This is a genomic window from Neorhizobium descurainiae (assembly GCF_051400715.1).
In the GTDB taxonomy this organism is placed as follows: domain Bacteria; phylum Pseudomonadota; class Alphaproteobacteria; order Rhizobiales; family Rhizobiaceae; genus Neorhizobium.
The window spans coordinates 99,922-116,282 of record NZ_JBLFFK010000015.1; the positions used below are offsets into that span (position 1 = coordinate 99,922).

14 protein-coding genes are annotated in these 16,361 nt (G+C 60.9%); 3 read left to right on the top strand and 11 right to left on the bottom strand.

Annotated elements, in window-relative coordinates; genetic code table 11:
* The first annotated feature begins 13 nt into the window (after positions 1-13).
* The gene (locus tag ACMGE0_RS22750; protein WP_436818170.1) at positions 14-379 is read left to right on the top strand and encodes a cupin domain-containing protein; all 366 of its coding nucleotides are present in this window, start codon (positions 14-16) and stop codon (positions 377-379) included.
* A 32-nt stretch (positions 380-411) separates the two neighbouring features.
* Positions 412-1,386 carry a hypothetical protein gene (locus ACMGE0_RS22755; protein ID WP_436818171.1) on the top strand — a complete coding sequence of 325 codons (975 nt, stop codon included), beginning with the start codon at positions 412-414 and terminating at the stop codon, positions 1,384-1,386.
* On the opposite strand, the gene ACMGE0_RS22760 is transcribed toward ACMGE0_RS22755, so the two are convergent.
* The 11 genes from ACMGE0_RS22760 to ACMGE0_RS22810 all read right to left on the bottom strand — a co-directional run bounded on the left by ACMGE0_RS22760 (position 1,387) and on the right by ACMGE0_RS22810 (position 14,616).
* Complete coding sequence (locus ACMGE0_RS22760; RefSeq protein WP_436818172.1) at positions 1,387-2,481, bottom strand: M14 family metallopeptidase; 1,095 nt, start codon at positions 2,479-2,481, stop codon at positions 1,387-1,389.
* A 136-nt stretch (positions 2,482-2,617) separates the two neighbouring features.
* A complete protein-coding gene (locus ACMGE0_RS22765; RefSeq protein ID WP_436818173.1) occupies positions 2,618-2,968 on the bottom strand; it encodes a hypothetical protein in 351 nt (116 codons plus the stop codon).
* A 14-nt stretch (positions 2,969-2,982) separates the two neighbouring features.
* Positions 2,983-3,741, bottom strand: coding sequence for an amino acid ABC transporter ATP-binding protein (locus ACMGE0_RS22770; RefSeq protein WP_436818174.1), 759 nt, complete (start codon positions 3,739-3,741; stop codon positions 2,983-2,985).
* A complete protein-coding gene (locus ACMGE0_RS22775; RefSeq protein WP_436818175.1) occupies positions 3,725-4,426 on the bottom strand; it encodes an amino acid ABC transporter permease in 702 nt (233 codons plus the stop codon). Before ACMGE0_RS22775 ends, ACMGE0_RS22770 begins: the two co-directional genes overlap by 17 nt.
* A gap of 75 nt (positions 4,427-4,501) precedes the next feature.
* Entirely contained in the window at positions 4,502-5,275 is a 774-nt protein-coding gene (locus ACMGE0_RS22780; protein WP_436818176.1) for a transporter substrate-binding domain-containing protein, read from the bottom strand.
* A gap of 268 nt (positions 5,276-5,543) precedes the next feature.
* Positions 5,544-7,085: an amino acid ABC transporter permease/ATP-binding protein gene (locus ACMGE0_RS22785; RefSeq protein ID WP_436818177.1), complete on the bottom strand. Its 1,542-nt coding sequence runs from the start codon at positions 7,083-7,085 to the stop codon at positions 5,544-5,546.
* 3 nt (positions 7,086-7,088) lie between these two features.
* Positions 7,089-8,198 carry a hypothetical protein gene (locus ACMGE0_RS22790; protein ID WP_436818178.1) on the bottom strand — a complete coding sequence of 370 codons (1,110 nt, stop codon included), beginning with the start codon at positions 8,196-8,198 and terminating at the stop codon, positions 7,089-7,091.
* A gap of 23 nt (positions 8,199-8,221) precedes the next feature.
* Positions 8,222-8,917, bottom strand: coding sequence for an amino acid ABC transporter permease (locus ACMGE0_RS22795; RefSeq protein WP_436818179.1), 696 nt, complete (start codon positions 8,915-8,917; stop codon positions 8,222-8,224).
* A 63-nt stretch (positions 8,918-8,980) separates the two neighbouring features.
* The gene (locus ACMGE0_RS22800; RefSeq protein WP_436818180.1) at positions 8,981-9,832 is read right to left on the bottom strand and encodes a transporter substrate-binding domain-containing protein; all 852 of its coding nucleotides are present in this window, start codon (positions 9,830-9,832) and stop codon (positions 8,981-8,983) included.
* Between the two features lie 493 nt (positions 9,833-10,325).
* Positions 10,326-11,246 carry a response regulator gene (locus ACMGE0_RS22805; protein ID WP_436818181.1) on the bottom strand — a complete coding sequence of 307 codons (921 nt, stop codon included), beginning with the start codon at positions 11,244-11,246 and terminating at the stop codon, positions 10,326-10,328.
* Positions 11,239-14,616 (bottom strand): ATP-binding protein, encoded by a 3,378-nt coding sequence (locus tag ACMGE0_RS22810; RefSeq protein WP_436818182.1) that lies wholly within the window; start codon positions 14,614-14,616, stop codon positions 11,239-11,241. Before ACMGE0_RS22810 ends, ACMGE0_RS22805 begins: the two co-directional genes overlap by 8 nt.
* Before the next feature lie 346 nt (positions 14,617-14,962).
* Here ACMGE0_RS22810 and urtA point away from each other — a divergent pair, with 346 nt between their 5' ends.
* A complete protein-coding gene (gene urtA / locus ACMGE0_RS22815; RefSeq protein WP_436818183.1) occupies positions 14,963-16,225 on the top strand; it encodes an urea ABC transporter substrate-binding protein in 1,263 nt (420 codons plus the stop codon).
* The last annotated feature ends 136 nt before the right edge of the window (positions 16,226-16,361 follow it).

Consider the following 16,361-nt stretch of genomic DNA (forward strand, 5'->3'; position numbering starts at 1 on the left):
AAAGGAACAGACAATGGGTGACGCAATCCGCTGGTCGAGACAGGAAGACGTGAAGCTGACCTGGGTCCATCCCGGTCAGGAATTCAGCCACCGGCTGATCACGAAGAAGCTGCACGGCTCCTCGATCTCCTTCCACATCACCACTTACATGCCCCATTTCGACGTAATGGTCGAAGGCGATGGCGTGCACGAGGTCATTCTCTATTGCCTGCATGGCTGGTCGAAGCAGATCGTCGAGGCTACCGGCGAAGAGCATATCTTCAAGCCGGGCGACGCCATGTATCTCCCCGTCAACTACCGCTATCGCCACATCATCGGCGAAGCCGGCCTGGTGATCGCCGTTTGCGCAAATCCCAGCAAGGAAGCGGGCGACATGTAACGCCCCCCACTTCCATCAAGGAGATTTTTTGGATGAGTGCTCCCGTCTGGTTCAGCGAGCGGGAGGTAACCCGGCTGCTTCAGCCGGCTGCGCTCATCGCGCGTCTGGAGGCCGCATTCAGAGACGCGGACTCCGGCCTTTTGACCGAGCCAAGGCCGCTGCGCATCGATGCCCATGAGCATGGCGCCAATTATGTAGCGTTTCCGGCCTACTGGCCCGCCGCTGGTATCGCCACGACGAAGGTTCTGTCGGGTGTGCTCGGCAATCCCGCCAGGGGATTGCCCAAGATCGATGCGGTCATCATCGTCATGGACGCGGTGACAGGACGCATCCGTGCCATGATGGACGGGCGGCGCATCACGGCGCTGCGCACCGCCGCAACCACGGCGCTGGCCTGCCGGACGCTGGGCATCAAGCCGAACGGCGTGCTTGGCCTGATCGGTACCGGCGTGCAGATGCGGGCGCATGCCGAGACTATGACTTGCGTCGCCGAATGGGAAACCATTCTAATCGCCTCGGCCAATGAAGACATGGAGCGTGCCTGCGGCGCATCTGCGGCAATTTCCGAGCTTCTCGGAAGGCCTATTCAGGCGGTATCGCGGTCCGAATTGCTTCGCCGTTCAGACGCGATCGTCCTGACCAGCATGTCGGACGTTCCTCTTGTTCACCCTGAAGACGTCAAACCCGATGCGATCGTAGCGTCGGTCGGACCTTTTCATCCCGGCAACACGGAAATCGACCCTGCCTTGGTTCGCATGGCCACGGCCGTCATGTCGGACATGCCGAAGCGGCTGCAGGACCAGTGGTCTGCCGCAAGCGCGGAACTCGGCGGACATTTTGATCATCTCGTGGATATGCAAGCTGCGATAGCCGGCTGCGCTTCCACGGCACACCAAGGCATACGCGTTTTCCTTTCGGATGGTCGGCCCATCGAGGATCTTGCGGCGGCCTCTCTGGTTCTCGAGGCCGCCGAAGCAAATGGTGTCAAGGGAATGGAGCTTGGCTGATCAGAGTTCAGCCAGGCCGCCCAACGTCTGTGCGATGACCTGACGGCTGCGCATCAGGACGAGTTCCTTCCAATCCTGCGTGTCGGGATGGTAGAAACGCTTGAGTGCATTCTTGATCTTCAGCGTTTCCTCCGACGACCAATCCACCTTGCCATAGGCATGCAGCCAATGTTCGTCGCGAAGCGCCTCGGCGCCGGTTTCCGCGTCGAACGTGCCGTATTCCAAGGCAATGAAAGTCAGCTTCTCATCGCCGATTTTGCGCGCCCAAGCATATTGCGTCAGGCCGGCAATGACCACTGAAGACGACTTGCCAAGCATAGGCTCGCCGAGGCTGGTGCCATACCAGGCGCGGCAGCGGGCCTGGCCGCTCGTGCCCGGCGAATGGCCAACGATCGGCTCGCCATAGCCGAAGGAGCCGAGGCCCGTGTGGTAGTCGATGACGGCGACGCTCTTGCGCTCAGACAGCCGGAAATCATCGCAAATCTTATTGATCGTCTGCAGTGCCCAGGTCGGGCCAGTGCCGCCATAGAAATAACCTTCAGGATGGGTGTACTGGCCGCTGCTGCGCGCAACCGAGAAAGCCTTGGCGCCATGTTTCGTGCGATAGGCTTCCAACGTCTCCTTGGCCGCTTTCAGCGTTGCCTCATTCCGCGTCCTGGGAAGAAAGGCGTTGGCCAGCTCGGAATATCCCTCGTTCGCCGGCAGTCCATTTTCGAACGGGATGCAGTTACGGTTGAGGTCAACACCCTCTTCCGTGGTGCGGCGCAGCCAGGCGAAACCATAAGGGTTGATCGCGTGGACGAGAAGCACGGCCGTGCCGGCCTGCTTGAGGCCCGCGCAGCCGGTCGCCATCCAGTCCATTTGGGCACCGGAGCCGCAGAACCCTTCCACGCCATGGGTGGCGGAAACAAGCACCATGACCTTTTCGGCGTCTTCCGGACCGAACCACGCGCAATCCGTCGCGAGAGCTTCGCCATAAGGGCCGGAATGGGGGTTTTCGTAGCAAGTAAGCTTACCCCCTGCCGCAGCGGCGCGTTTCAGGAAAAGGGCACGCGCTCCTTTGTAGTCCTCGGAAAAGCACGCATCGACATCCATTTGAATTCCAGCAATCATTCCCGCCACCCCGGCTCAATTCGATCATAAAAGCGGCCGGATTGGCCACCTATTTTGATATATCACGTAATATTTTTATGCAACGACACTTGTGTGGGCCGCTGCATTTTCCTTACCATTACCGAGAAGGCGTGCAGGCGACCGCGACGGTCATTCCGGCGGAACCGACGATGCGGCGGTACTTGTAGACCTTCGGGAGATAGACGACCTGTCCGGGGCGGAACTCCCATTCGCGCTCTTCGAGGAGATCGACGTGGCGCGCCCAGCCACTCAGGCAGAACAGCACGGTATCGTGCAGGCCGTCGCCTTCGACGAGCGAATCCAGATCAGGCAGGTAAGTCGTCAGGTGGAAGGAGAGCGGCGCACCGTTCTTCGCCTCGGTAATCAGCCGGTAGCTGTATTCCTTGTCCGGATAAAGCCAGATCTTTTCGACGTCCTCTTGGCGGACCCATTGAATCTTCTGCGACATGAAACCCTCTCTGTTCAGATACCCATCGGGTGAAGGATGTTCTTCAGGAAGCGCTGCGCCCGTTCGGACTGCGTATTCTTGAAAAAGCTCTCGGGCGTGCCTGTCTCGACGATCTTGCCCTGATCCATGAACAGGATCTTGCTGCCGACATGGCGCGCGAAACCCATCTCATGCGTGACACAGACCATGGTCATGCCCTCCTTCGCGAGGTTCACCATGACGTCGAGAACTTCGCCGATCATTTCCGGATCGAGCGCCGAGGTCGGCTCGTCGAACAGCATGACCTTGGGATCCATCGCCAGACCGCGGGCGATCGCAACCCGCTGCTGCTGTCCGCCGGAGAGCATTTTCGGGTATTTCGCCGAATGCTCCAGAAGGCCGACCCGGTCGAGCAGCATCCGCGCCCGTTCGCGCGCTTCGGCAGTGCTGCGCCCCAGCACGCGCCGCTGGGCAAGCATGACATTGCCCTCGACGGTCAGATGCGGGAATAGCTCGAACTGCTGGAAGACCATGCCGACCCGTGAGCGCAGCTTGGTGAGGTTTACCTTGGGATCGCCCACGGACACGCCATCGACGACGATCCGGCCCTGGTCAAACCCTTCCAGGCCGTTCAGGCACTTGATGAGCGTCGATTTTCCGGAACCGGACGGGCCGCAGATGACCACGACCTCGCTGTTCTTCACCTCGAAGCTGCAATCCTGGAGGACCCGGAAGTGGCCGTAATGCTTGCCGACCTTTTCGGCGGAAATGACCGGATCAACGCTGTTCGGCATTTTCCAACCTCGCTTCCTCTTCGAAACCTCGACCGAAACGATGCTCCAGCCAGTTCTGGACGAGTGACCAGGCGGAGGTCATGACGAGATAGTAGATCGACGCGACAACAAAGAGTTCCAGCGTCAGGAACCGCTCCTGAATGAGGAGGTTGGTCCGGCGCAGGAGCTCTTCCATGGAGATCGCCGAGGTAAGCGACGTCGTCTTGAGCAGCCCGTTGACGCTGTTGCCGAGCATCGGCAGCATGACGCGCGTCGCCTGCGGAAGGATGACGTCGCGCATCGCCTGGAACTTCGTGAGGCCGAGTGCGGTGGCTGCATTACGCTGGCCCATGCCGACGGACTGCACCGCGCCCCGGATGATTTCCGAGAGATAGGCAGCCTCGTTCAGCGCGAGGCCCAGCAAGGCGCAGGTCACCACCTCGAATTTGATGCCGATCTGCGGCAGGCCGGTATAGATGATGACGAGCTGGACGAGCAGCGGCGTGCCGCGCATCAGCCAGACATAGAAGAAGGCGATCTTCTCGAGCCAGCCTCTGCCGCTCATCCGGGCCGCGGCCACAACGGCCCCCAGCATAAGCCCCAGCAGCGCCGAAACGACGGTCAGCCATATCGTGGTCCAGGCCCCGTAAAGCAGAAAGGGGCTGAACAGATATTCGAAGAAGGCGGACCAGCTCCAAACCGTCATCTGAATGTTCTCCGGAAATCAGCGAGCGGCGCAGCCCTGGCCCGCCGCTCAACTTTTGTCAGATGGCTGGCCTTGTCAGATACCGGGGCCCTTCACGTCGAACGGTCCATCCCAGATGCTCTTCCCGTATTTGTCGAAGATCGCCTGGTAGCTTCCGTCCGCCTTCATCTTCGTCAGCGTGTCGGCGACAGCCTGGGCGAATTCCTTGTTGCGGAATGCGAGTGCGACCGGCGACGGATAGAGGCCCTTCAACGCCACCTGGGAAATGCCGCGATCGGCATATTCCTTGGCGACGGCTTCGATGGTGAAGTTCGCATCCACCTGCCCGGCCTTCAGCGCCTGATAGTCGATATTGGTGTCGTTGAAGATGGCGATCTTGATCGCCGGCAGGCCTTTCGCCTGCAGCTCCTGATCGAGCTGCTTGAGCTTGTTTTCCTCATAGCCGCCGATATCGACGCCGATCGTCTTGCCCGCGAGATCCTCGACGGTCTTGAACTTGGAAGCGTCTCCCGGGCGGGTCGAAACGGCGATCGCCTGGTTTTCGTAGCGCACCATGTAGATGATCTTGATACGGGCGTCGGTGAAGAAGACGCCGGTGTTGATCATGTCCCAGCGGCCCGCCTGCAGTCCTGGAATCATCGTGCCGAAATCATCGACGCGGATCTTTTTCTGCTTCAGGCATAGCCTTTCAAGGATGGCGTCGCCCACCTCGACGCGCATGCCTTTCAATTCGCCGGACTTGGGATCGACATATTGCATGGGCGGGGAGACGGGGTTGATCGAAACGACAGCCTCGCCGGGAGTGAGAAGGCTGGAATCGGCAACCTTGATCGGGCAGTCGACTGCCACGGCCGTCGTCGTATAACCCATGAAAAGGGAGATGAATGCTGCGGAGAATGTACTTCCTGTACGAGCGAGAGACATGGCGGAGGCCCTTCCAGTCGAGGAATTTACGCACAGAAAATATCACAAGATATTTTTTTATTGTCCAACGAAAAATATCAATTCCATGAAGATTATGCTGCGCTGCAGCGAAGCGTTTAGCAACATTGGAAGTGCCGCTGCCCGCGATTGCGGACGACGTCAAAAACGGCTCAAAGAATAATCTTTCGCTGCCTTATTCGGCAGGTATCACATGCCTTTTGGGCGCCACCGCTTCCAGCTGCGCCAGGAAGGAGCGCGTCCGGCTGTGGACCGGATTTGCGAATATCTGCGCGGCCGTTCCGTGCTCGATGATCCGCCCCCGATCCATCACAATGATTCGATCCGCGACGGAGCGTGCAAACCCCATTTCATGGGTGACGATGACCATCGTCGTGCCCTGACGCGCCAGCGTCTGCATGGTGCCGAGCACTTCGCCGACCGTTTCTGGATCGAGCGCGGACGTGGGTTCGTCGAACAGCATCAGCGCCGGTTCCATCGAGATCGAACGCGCGATCGCCACCCGCTGCTTCTGTCCGCCCGACAGTTCGGAAGGATACTTGTGTTCAAGCCCGGCGAGGCCGAAGTCGCGCAGCAGGTCGTTGGCGCGCTTTCGCGCTTCGGCGCGCGGGCGGCCAAGCACCCGGACGAGACCTCGCGCGATGTTTTCCTGCGCGCTCAGATGGCTGAAGAGATTGAAGCGCTGGAAGACCATGCCGATCCGCCGCCTCTGCCGCTCGAAAGCCCTGCGATCGAAGGCTGCCGTCTTTCCGTCAGGCCGGCGGCTCGGGCCAAAGGGCTCCGACTGCAGGCGAATTTCGCCGCTGTCCGGCGGCTCCAGGTAATTCAGGCAGCGCAGCAGGGTGGACTTGCCGGACCCGGACGGGCCGATGACGACGATCACTTCGCCCTGATGGATGCTGAGGCTCACCTCATCGACGGCGAGCGTGTTGCCCAGGCGCTTGGTGAGGTTTTTCGCCTCGAGCAGCGGCGCGCTGGACGGCAGGTCGAGAGGATGCAGTACCGGAGCCTGCGGGCTTGCGGGCTGCTCTGCACGTACGACCTCGTGCCGCTGCTGCTCGGAGCGATGCAGGCGCTTTTCGATGAAGGCCTGGCCGATCATCGTGAGGCTTATCATGCCCATGTACCAGCAGGCGGCCGCAGCATAGATTTCCAGCGGATGGCCCGTCGATTGCGCCAGTTGCTGCGAGTTTCTCAGCAGCTCGCTGACCGAGATCGCCGAGAGCAGCGACGTGGCCTTGATCATGTAGCTGTAATTGTTTCCGAGCGGCGGGATGATGGCGCGCAGAGCCTGCGGCAGGACGACCAGGAAGAAGGTCTGCAGCTTTCTGAGGCCGAGCGATGCCGCCGCCTCCCGCTGATCTGGGGAAACCGAGATGAGACCGGCGCGGATGATCTCCGCCATGCGCGGCCCCTCGTTCAAGGACAGCGCGAGGATGCCGGTCGTCAGCACCGAAAGCCGCATGCCCAGCAATGGCAGCACGGCGTAGAAGAACAGGATCTGCACCAGCAGCGGCGTGCCGCGAAAGATCCAGAGATACAGGAAGGCGAGGAACCGCGGCAGGCGCGGTTTCCCCATCAGCATCGGCGCCACGAGGAATCCGATCAGGGTTCCAAGCGTCTGGCAAAGCGTCGCAATCCAGAGCGTCGTCCAGGCCGCCCAGGCCATGGTCGGCGAGAACAAGATTCCGGAAAACAACGCCGAATCCCAGGCCATCCGCTAGATCGCCTCCTTGACGAGGGCCATGCGGCCCGGGCGATGCGGCCGGTCGGGATCAAGCACGTAGGTGAAGCCGCTGCGGTTTGCGCCGCCCATGCCGAAGTCCAGGATGTTCGCCATGCCGGGAGGCCCGGAGAGCGCGTCATGCACGCAATTGACGATGGTGTTGGCCGCACCGAACAGCGAGAGGGCTGCCGGAACGAGGCTTGCCCTGATGTGATGAGCGCCGAGGATGTCGATGCGGTCCGCAATCTCCAGCCCGAACTTTTCCGGCTGGTAATACATGATCAGGCTCATGGAAATCATGGTCTCGTCGCCGCGCTTGCCTTCAGCGAACTGGCTGATGCCGATCACGCGGCCGGGCTCCAGAATGCCGAGGCTGGCATCGCCGGAGTCGACCGGAAAGGAAGCCGTTTCGGTCTCCCATCGCTCTTCGATCGTGTCGATATCCATGTTCAGGCGCTCGGCGATCAGCGCGATCGATTCCGGCATGCCCATATGCCCCTCGATCTGCCCGGCGTCGATCTTCTGCTTGAATTCATCAGGCCAGAGACCGTAGCCGACATGTTCGATATCGCCGGGGCCGGTACCGGTGACGTCGATCGCGCGCGTCAGGGTCACCTTCTTCACGTCGCTGGTCGCGCGGGCGAGCGTCAGCGGGATGGCGTCGAAGATATAGCCGGGATTGATGCCGGCGCCGGTGATCGTGACGCCTTTGGAAACAGCCAGAGCATTCAGCCGCTCGGTGAAGCCCGCATAGCGCAGGCGCGGATAAAACATGGATTCGGCAGCGGAGACGACGTTGATGCCGGCTTCCAGAATTTCGCCGAGCTGGGCCTCGATGGCGGCGGGCTTCGATTCCGTCATGTGCAGCACGACGTCGGCTTTCTCACCGGTGACCGCGAGCCAGGACTTAAAATCCGGGGCGACGGTGATGCCTTCGATGCCCTTGTTCTCCGGAAACAGATCCTGAAGCTTCCTGCCCGTCTTGGCCGGATCGTGGTCGATCGCGCCGACGATCCGGATCATCGGATAATCCGTCTGCAGCGCCTTCATCACGAGCCCTCCCAGCGCGCCGATGCCGTAAAGGATGATGTTTGCCTTCTTCATTTTATTGCCTGTCATTTTTCTGCTCAATGCTGCGTTGCGGGCAAGGGGGAAACGGCGCGCCGATTGCCGTGCAGGGCGGCGCGTTCAAGAGCATGCTGGATCACCATCCATCCCGTGGTCATCGCCAGATAATAGAGCGAAGCCACCGAATAGAGTTCGAAGGGGCGGAAGGTCTCGTTGATCGCCATCGAGGTGACGCGGACCAGTTCCTGGAAGGAGATCACCGACAGAAGTGACGTGGTTCGCATCATCGAGGTGAACTCATTGCCGAACGGCGGCAGGATGATCCTCAGCGCCTGGGGCAGCAGGATCGATCGCATCGTCTCGAAGCGCGAGTATCCGAGCGACCAGGCCGCTTCGCGCTGGCCGCGATCGATCGTCTCGAAAGCCGTCCGGAAGATTTCTGCCATGTAGGCGGACGCATAGAGGGAAAGTCCGGCGACCCCTGCCTGAAGCACCGAAAGGCGAAACCCGAGCTGGGCGAGGCCGAAATAGAACAGCAGCAGGAGTACGAGCGGCGGAATGCCGCGAAATGCCCAGATATAGGCCCTGGCAAACCGCCTCAAGACCGGCTGCCCAAGCAGCATCAAGGCGATGACGAAGCCGAGCGCGGTCGCAAGAAGCTGGGCGACGGTGGCGACCACAAGGGTCACCAGCGCCGCCATCGCGATGTCGCGGTCGAACAGGTAGGTCCAGAAAGTATCGAAATCCCATATCACGGGCAATCCCCGGTCATGGCGGCGGTTCGCAAACCGCGGACCACCGCTGCTCTGCCGAGCTGTTTACTTTGCGTAGGCGAAGGACGGAACTTCCGCTACACCCCATTTCGCCAGGATCTTGGCATAGCTGCCGTCAGCCTTCAGGGCCTCGAGGCCCTTCACCAGCGCATCGGCAAGCGCGGTGTTATCCTTCATCACCGCCAGTGCCAGCTGGTTGGAGGCATAACCGGTGAAGGACAGCTTGAAGTTCTTGTTGGTGTTGTTGATGTGGTAAGCCGCCTGCGGATCATTGAGATATGCAGCGACGGTCTGGCCCGACGCAATCGCCTGGATCGCTTCCGAATTGCTGTCGAAAGCGCGAATGTCGATGGGCGCGAGGCCCTTGGCGACCATCCGCTGGCTATGATCCTTGAGGTTCTTGTTGGTGGTACCGCTCGCAGCGACGGATACGGATTTGCCGGCCAGCGTATCGAAGCAGGCATTGTAGGACGCGTTGTCGCCGCTCTTGAAGTCGCATTTGCCGAGATCACTGTCCTTGGCGACCATCATTCCCTCGCCCCACTGGACGTAAGGCACCATGTTCATGATCTTCAAGCGGTCTGGATTGACGAATATCGCGGTGCAAAGTCCATCGAAGCGGCGTGCCTGAAGGCCGGGCACCAGACCCGGAAACGCCAGGTTCGTCCACTGGATCTTCAGGCCCATCTTTTCGGCCAATCCGCCGCAAAGATCGTAGTTGAGACCGTCCATCTTGCCGTCTTTGTTGATGAACTGGTTCGGCGCTGCGGCGAAGTCCGCGGCCATTGCGATCTCGCCGGACTGGAGGAGCGCGCCCTTGGGTAGCTCATCTGCCTCTGCTGAAGCTACCGAAAGCATCGTCAGAATTATCGCGAAATACATGGAATGCTTGGTCATGAAAGTTCCCCTTTTATCGCCTTTGTGATCCACCTGAAGGCGGCCCAAATGCTGAGGAATATCTTGTGATATATCATGAGGCATGTCAATGGCGACCTTCGCTGTCACTCATGGGGTCATCCCGGCTTCGATATCAATTCAGCGACTCATGGTAGTTCGGAACTTGCCAAGGCCGGAAAAGAAGATTGAGCGGCCAATGCTCCGAAAGGCCTGCACATCCCAGGCGTTCAAGACCAATTGAAGAAACCGAAATTCCGGAGCAGCAGCAAGATTGTTAGGCCGGGTGGTGCGCCTAAGGGGCTGGCGGCGTAACCTGCGCCAATATGAATGTCTCGAATGAGGCGAGTTTGAAGCCGCCACTGATTGGTTCTGTGGCGCCTTCCCTGTGTAGCTGTTCAGCCGCCGCCGCATGTTCAATGCGCGACGGTGGCTTCAGCCGATCAACGCTTCAGCTTTCGCGACGCCGACATCACCGGCTTTTTTGACATCGCCATCACTCCCGCCACAAGACCTTAACCGCCAGCGTGGCGGCCGAAGTACGCTTTTCCACGGCGAGCTTGTTGAAGATCTGCTCCATGTGCTTGTTCACCGTGCGAGGCGACATGTCGAGGATGTCGGCGATCTCCTTGTTCGACTTGCCGTGCGCGACCCAGAGCAGCACCTCGGCCTCGCGCAGCGTCAGGCCGAAGGCCCTGACGAGCTGTTCCTCGTCGGTGCCGCGGTGACGGTCGACGAGCCTGAGCAGGACTTCCCCGTCCCGGCTATGCGACAACAGTCGGAACTCGACATCCTGGGAATGGCGGGAGTAACGCAATGCCTGCGGCAATGGCGGTCCGTCCTGGGGTTGCGGTTCACTCAGCCAGCCGGCCACCTCCCACGGCAAATAGGCACCGGCATCGGGCCGCACCCCGACCCGCAGGAGCAGTTCGCTGGCTTGTGGCGTCGACCAGCCGATGCGGCCGTTGCCGTCGCAGGCGACGATCCAACGTCCGGTGGAATCGAGCGCGTTGCGGGCCGACCGGGCGCGCCGGGCGTTGCCGAGATGCACCCGCATCCGGGCGAAGAGCTGGTCGAGCAGGATCGGCTTGCTGACGAAATCGACGCCGCCCGAAGCCAGCGCCTTCACCACGTGTTCGCTCTCGTTGTATCCGGTCATGAAGATGATCGGCAGGTCCTCGAACCCCCGCGCGGCCTTGAGGATCTGGCAGGTCTCGAACCCGTCCATGCCCGGCATGATCGCATCCATCAGGACAATATCGGGGGCTGTGGTGTTGGCAAGCGTGATCGCCTGCCTGCCGCTGCTGGAGACAACCACGTCCATGCCCTCGAGGCTCAGCGCGTCGGAGAGCATGGCGAGCGCGTCGGGGGAGTCGTCGACGATCAGGACTTTGCTGCAATCGGATGTCTCAGGCATTGTTCTTGGTCTCCTCGATCACGGCGAGGAAATCGCGCAGGCGATAACTCGTGGCCAGATGACGCATGTGTCTGCAGAACCGCACCGTTTCCGGCGCGGAGACTTCGAGATCGTTCAGCATGGCCTCGATCGAGCGGACAAAACCCGTCTGGCCGAGGGTGCGCAACTGGCGCAGCTTCTGCCTGTCCGGCAGTTCCGCATCCAGGAAGCGCGGCGGCACCTCGACCTCCTCCGGCCGTCCGTCGTCATAGGTCCAGCTCAGTGGAACGAGCGCCGCCAGTCGTTCGAAGAGCTCCTCGAAGCCGAAGGGCTTGATCAGGTAGGAATCATAGAGGTCCGCGTACTCGGGCCTGGTTCGCTCGGTGCCGGCATCGGCGGACAGGATGAGGATCGGCAGGTCGCGGCCGAGGCGCTGCCGAATCCGCCGGGCCACCTCCCAGCCGGACATCGTCGACATAGCGATGTCGAGGATGACGATGTCGGGGCGATGAAGCGCCAGTTGCGACAGGCAGGCAGGTCCATCGGTCACGGTGATGACCGCGAAGCCCATCGGCACCAGGACGTCCTCCATCAGCGCCCGCTGGGCCGGGTCATCGTCGGCGATCAGCACCGTCCGGCGCGGCCCTTCATAACCGGTGATGGCAAGTGCCAATCCCGCCATGTCGTCTGGCTTGGCCGCCGAAGACAGCATGAGACGGATGGTGAAATGCGTGCCCTTCCCGGGCGTGCTTTTCAGGATGAGTTCGCCGCCCATAATCTCCACCAACAATTTGGTGATCGTCAGGCCAAGGCCGGTGCCGGGCGGACTGATATGTCCGACCGCAACCTCGGCACGCTCGAAAGGGAGAAAAATCCGCTCGATATCGCCCGCCTTTATCCCGACACCGGTATCCTCGATCTCGAAGGTCGCCACCTGCCCGCGATAGGACAGGCTGAAGCAAACTCTGCCGGCATGGGTAAACTTGATGGCGTTGGAGAGCAGGTTGATGAGCACCTGGCGCAGCCGCTTCTCGTCGGTGTAGACATAGTCGGGCATGGTCGAGGTCGAGCGGAATTCGAAGCTGATGCCCTTGGCCTGCGCCTGCAGGCTGAACATGTCCACGATCTGATCGAGGAAGGGGCCGAGCGCGATCTTGTGGCGGTAGATCTCCAGCTTTCCGGCCTCGATCTTGGAAATGTCGAGCAGGCCCTCGATCATGTCGGCCAGATGCTCGCCGCTTCGCTTGATGGTACGCGCGGCATTGTGGACATAGCCGGGCATGCTCTTCTGTCGCTCCAGCAATTGGGCATAGCCGAGAATGGCGCTCAGCGGCGTGCGCAGCTCGTGGCTGAGGCCCACCACATACTTGCTCTTCGCGACGTTGGCGGACTCGGCCGCCTCCTTGGCCTTCTGCAGCAGCCTGTCGGTCTCCTCGTGCGCCTTGATCTCGTCCATGAGCAGGCGCGTGTGACGGCGCGATTCCTCCTCGGCGAATTTCCGGCTTTCCTGGGCCAGCACGAAAAGCCAGACGATGATGCCGGAGATGATAAAGACGATGATGAACAGTTTCCACAGCACCGCCGAGATCGGCCCGGCCGGCAGTGACCGGTCGATCGTACTCTGGAAATAGATCAGCCAGAATAGCGCTCCGATCAGCAGCGTGACCATCGTCAGGATGGCGGCATAGCGCATCAGCCGGCCCTCCACCCAAACCGCGAAACGGGCCGGCAGCAGGGCGGCGGCGGCGCTGCGTGCCTGGTCCATGAGCCGGGCATCGGTCTTGCAGAGATCACCGCAACGGGCATCGAGCGAGCAGCAGAGCGAGCAGATCGGCCCGGAATAGACCGGACAGCCGGCCATGTCCTCGCGGTCGAAGCTGTGCTCGCAGATACAACATTGGATCATCGGCTGATTGGCCCAGTCGGCCTTGGTTTCCCGGGCTATATAGTAGCGACCGCGCGTGGCGGCCGCGATCAGCGGTGCCAACACGAAGGCCGAGGCAAGCGCCACGTAGATGTAGACCTGAGCCAGGAAAGTGCCGAAGAAACCGAGATAGGCGAGAAGACCGGCGAGATCGGCGATGCACATGGCACCGAAGCCTGCCGGATTGATGTCGTAAAGGTGGGCGCGCTTGAACTCGATGGTGGCCGGCGACAGGCCCATCGGCTTGCTGACCACGAGATCGGCGACGATCGCCGCCATCCAGGAAACGGCGACGATGGCGTAGAGGCCGAGCGTCTGTTCGAGTGCCTTGTAGACGCCGAATTCCATCAGCAGCAGGCCGAGCAGCACGTTGAACACCAGCCACACGACGCGGCCCGGATGGCTGTGGGTCAGGCGCGAGAAGAAGTTGGACCAGGCGATCGAACCGGCATAGCTGTTGGTGATGTTGATCTTGACTTGGCAGACCACGACGAAGATGCCGGTCAACCCCAGGGCCAATTCCGGCGAGGCAAGCATCTCGCGAAAGACGCTCAGATACATCTGGGTAGGGTCGGCGGCATCGGCGTAGCCGACCCCGTGCTGAAAGGCGTAGAAGGCCAGGAACGAGCCCGCGAGAATTTTCAGACCGCCGATCAGGATCCAGCCGGGGCCGGCGAACATCAGCGCCGCCCACCAACGCAGCCGGTTCTTTCGGTCCTGGCGCGGCAGGAAACGCAGGAAATCGACCTGCTCCCCGATCTGCGCCACCAGCGAGAACAGGACCGCAGAGGCCGCGCCGAAATGGGCGAGATCGGCGGAGCCGTCCGGCTGGCCCCACAGGCCGGTATAGCCAGTCCACTGGCGCACCGAGACGTGGCTCTGCGCGGCGATGAAGATGAAGGGTGCGAGCTGGAGCACGATCCAGAAGGGCTGGGTCCACGCCTGAAAGCGGCTGATGAAGGTCACTCCGTGCGTCACCAGCGGAATGATCATCAGTGCGCTGGCGATATAACCGATCGACAGCGGCAGGCCGGTGCAGAGTTCCAGCGCGGTCGCCACGATCGCCGCCTCGATGGCGAAGAAGATGAAGGTAAAGGTGGCATAGATCAGTGAAGTGATTGTCGAGCCGATATAGCCGAAGCCTGCGCCGCGGGTGAGAAGATCGATGTCCACGCCGAACTTGGCGGCGTTGTAGGCAATCGGTATCCCCATCAGGAAGATGATCGTGCAACTGACGAGGATTGCCGCGACCGCGTTGGGGAAGCCGTAGTTGAGCGTAATCGATCCGCCGATCGCCTCCAGCGCCAAGAAGGAAATTGCCCCGATCGCGGTGTTGGCGATGCGGCCGCTGGAGAAACGACGCACCCGATAGGCGGTGAAGCGCAGCGCATAGTCTTCCAGGGTCTGGTTGGCGACCCATTTATTGTAAGTCCGGCGATTTCTCGGGATCCTCTCCGCTGTGGTCACGACAGGTCACTCCGCCGGGTTGCAGGCCCGTCCGCCGTATGAGGCGCGTCCCGAATTCGCTGCAACTGCAAAGCAAGAAACGTTCCAGCCGCGTCGCCGCGCGGTGAAAGTCGCCGAAACCATTTGCCGCCGACCGTCATATCCGGATTCGGACCGCCCTTTTTTTTCAATAAATTCAATCCTCCGATGGCTTCAACCCGTCATCTGGCCCGATGCTAGGGGGAAAATGGGCAAGGACAAATACGTCAAACGCTCCATTGTTGCGTTGCAGCACCGCCGCAACACTCGCGTCAGTTGGCCGGACCGAGCCAGCACCCTCCGAACACAAGCGAAATGAGGCTCTGCCATGAAGGACGAACCATCGAAAAGACTGATGCCCGTGACCCGCAGGACGCTGCTGGCCGGCATTGCCGCAATGCCTTTCCTCGCCACGGGCGTCGCGCCGGTCGTGGCCGCCGACTATCCGACCGCCGCCGTCAACACGACCGGGCTCGCCGTCACCGACGACACCGTCAAGGTCGGCATCCTGCATTCCGTCACCGGCACGATGGCGATCAGCGAGACAGGTTCGGTCCAGGCGGAGAAGCTGGCAATCGAGCAGATCAACGCCATGGGCGGCGTGCTCGGCCGCAAGATCGAATTCATCCAGGAAGATGGCGCTTCCGATTGGCCGACCTTCGCCGAGAAGGCCAAGAAACTGCTTGTTCAGGACAAGACGGCGGCCGTCTTCGGTTGCTGGACGTCCGCCTCGCGCAAGGCCGTGCTGCCGGTCTTCGAACAGTATAACGGCATGCTCTACTACCCGACCTTCTACGAAGGTCTCGAGGAGAGCCCGAATGTGATCTACACCGGCCAGGAGGCGACCCAGCAGATTCTCGCCGGCATCGACTGGGTGGTGAAGGAAAAGGGCGCCAAGTCCTTCTACCTGCTCGGTTCTGACTATATCTGGCCGCGCACCTCCAACAAGATCGCCCGCAAACATATCGAGAAGCTTGGCCTCGAGGTCGTCGGCGAGGAATATTATCCGCTCGGCCACACCCAGTTCAATTCGGTGATCAACAAGATCAAGCTGAAGAAGCCGGACGTGATCTATGCGATCGTGGTCGGCGGCTCGAACGTCGCCTTCTACAAGCAGCTGAAGGCCGCCGGCATCGACCTGTCCAAGGAAAAGCCGCTTCTCCTGACGATCTCCGTGACCGAGGACGAAATCCTCGGCATCGGCGGCGAGAACATGGCCGGCGCCTACGCGATGATGAAGTACTTCCAGAGCCTGGAGAACGACAACAACAAGCAGTTCGTCGCCGAGTTCAAGAAGATGTGGGGCGACAATATCGTCATTGGCGACGTCACCCAGGCGGCCTATCTCGGCCCTTGGTTGTGGAAGGCCGCCGTCGAGAAGGCTGGTTCCTTCGATATCGACAAGGTCAAGGCCGCGTCGCCGGGCATCGAACTGACCACGGCACCGGAAGGCTACGTCAAGATCCACGAGAACCATCACCTCTGGTCGAAAGCACGCGTGGGCCATGCCCAGCTCGATGGCCAGTACAAGGTGGTCTACGAGACGACCGACCTGATGGAGCCGAACCCCTTCCCCGAAGGCTATCAATAAGCCTCGCCTAGAGCGCCGTGCGTCCTATTGGACGCACAAAGGACGCTCTAGGTCTTTGAATCTACGCATCAGGCTATCCGAAAATCGATTACGATTTTCGGGCCGATGCTGTAGCGCCGCCCCGCCTGCCTGGCCG

Coding starts and splice junctions, on each gene's coding strand:
- ACMGE0_RS22750 (WP_436818170.1), top strand. CDS start 14: ATGGGTGACGCAATCCGCTGGTCGAGACAGGAAGACGTGAAGCTGACC.
- ACMGE0_RS22755 (WP_436818171.1), top strand. CDS start 412: ATGAGTGCTCCCGTCTGGTTCAGCGAGCGGGAGGTAACCCGGCTGCTT.
- ACMGE0_RS22760 (WP_436818172.1), bottom strand. CDS start 2,481: ATGGATGTCGATGCGTGCTTTTCCGAGGACTACAAAGGAGCGCGTGCC.
- ACMGE0_RS22765 (WP_436818173.1), bottom strand. CDS start 2,968: ATGTCGCAGAAGATTCAATGGGTCCGCCAAGAGGACGTCGAAAAGATC.
- ACMGE0_RS22770 (WP_436818174.1), bottom strand. CDS start 3,741: ATGCCGAACAGCGTTGATCCGGTCATTTCCGCCGAAAAGGTCGGCAAG.
- ACMGE0_RS22775 (WP_436818175.1), bottom strand. CDS start 4,426: ATGACGGTTTGGAGCTGGTCCGCCTTCTTCGAATATCTGTTCAGCCCC.
- ACMGE0_RS22785 (WP_436818177.1), bottom strand. CDS start 7,085: ATGGCCTGGGATTCGGCGTTGTTTTCCGGAATCTTGTTCTCGCCGACC.
- ACMGE0_RS22790 (WP_436818178.1), bottom strand. CDS start 8,198: ATGAAGAAGGCAAACATCATCCTTTACGGCATCGGCGCGCTGGGAGGG.
- ACMGE0_RS22800 (WP_436818180.1), bottom strand. CDS start 9,832: ATGACCAAGCATTCCATGTATTTCGCGATAATTCTGACGATGCTTTCG.
- ACMGE0_RS22805 (WP_436818181.1), bottom strand. CDS start 11,246: ATGCCTGAGACATCCGATTGCAGCAAAGTCCTGATCGTCGACGACTCC.
- urtA (WP_436818183.1), top strand. CDS start 14,963: ATGAAGGACGAACCATCGAAAAGACTGATGCCCGTGACCCGCAGGACG.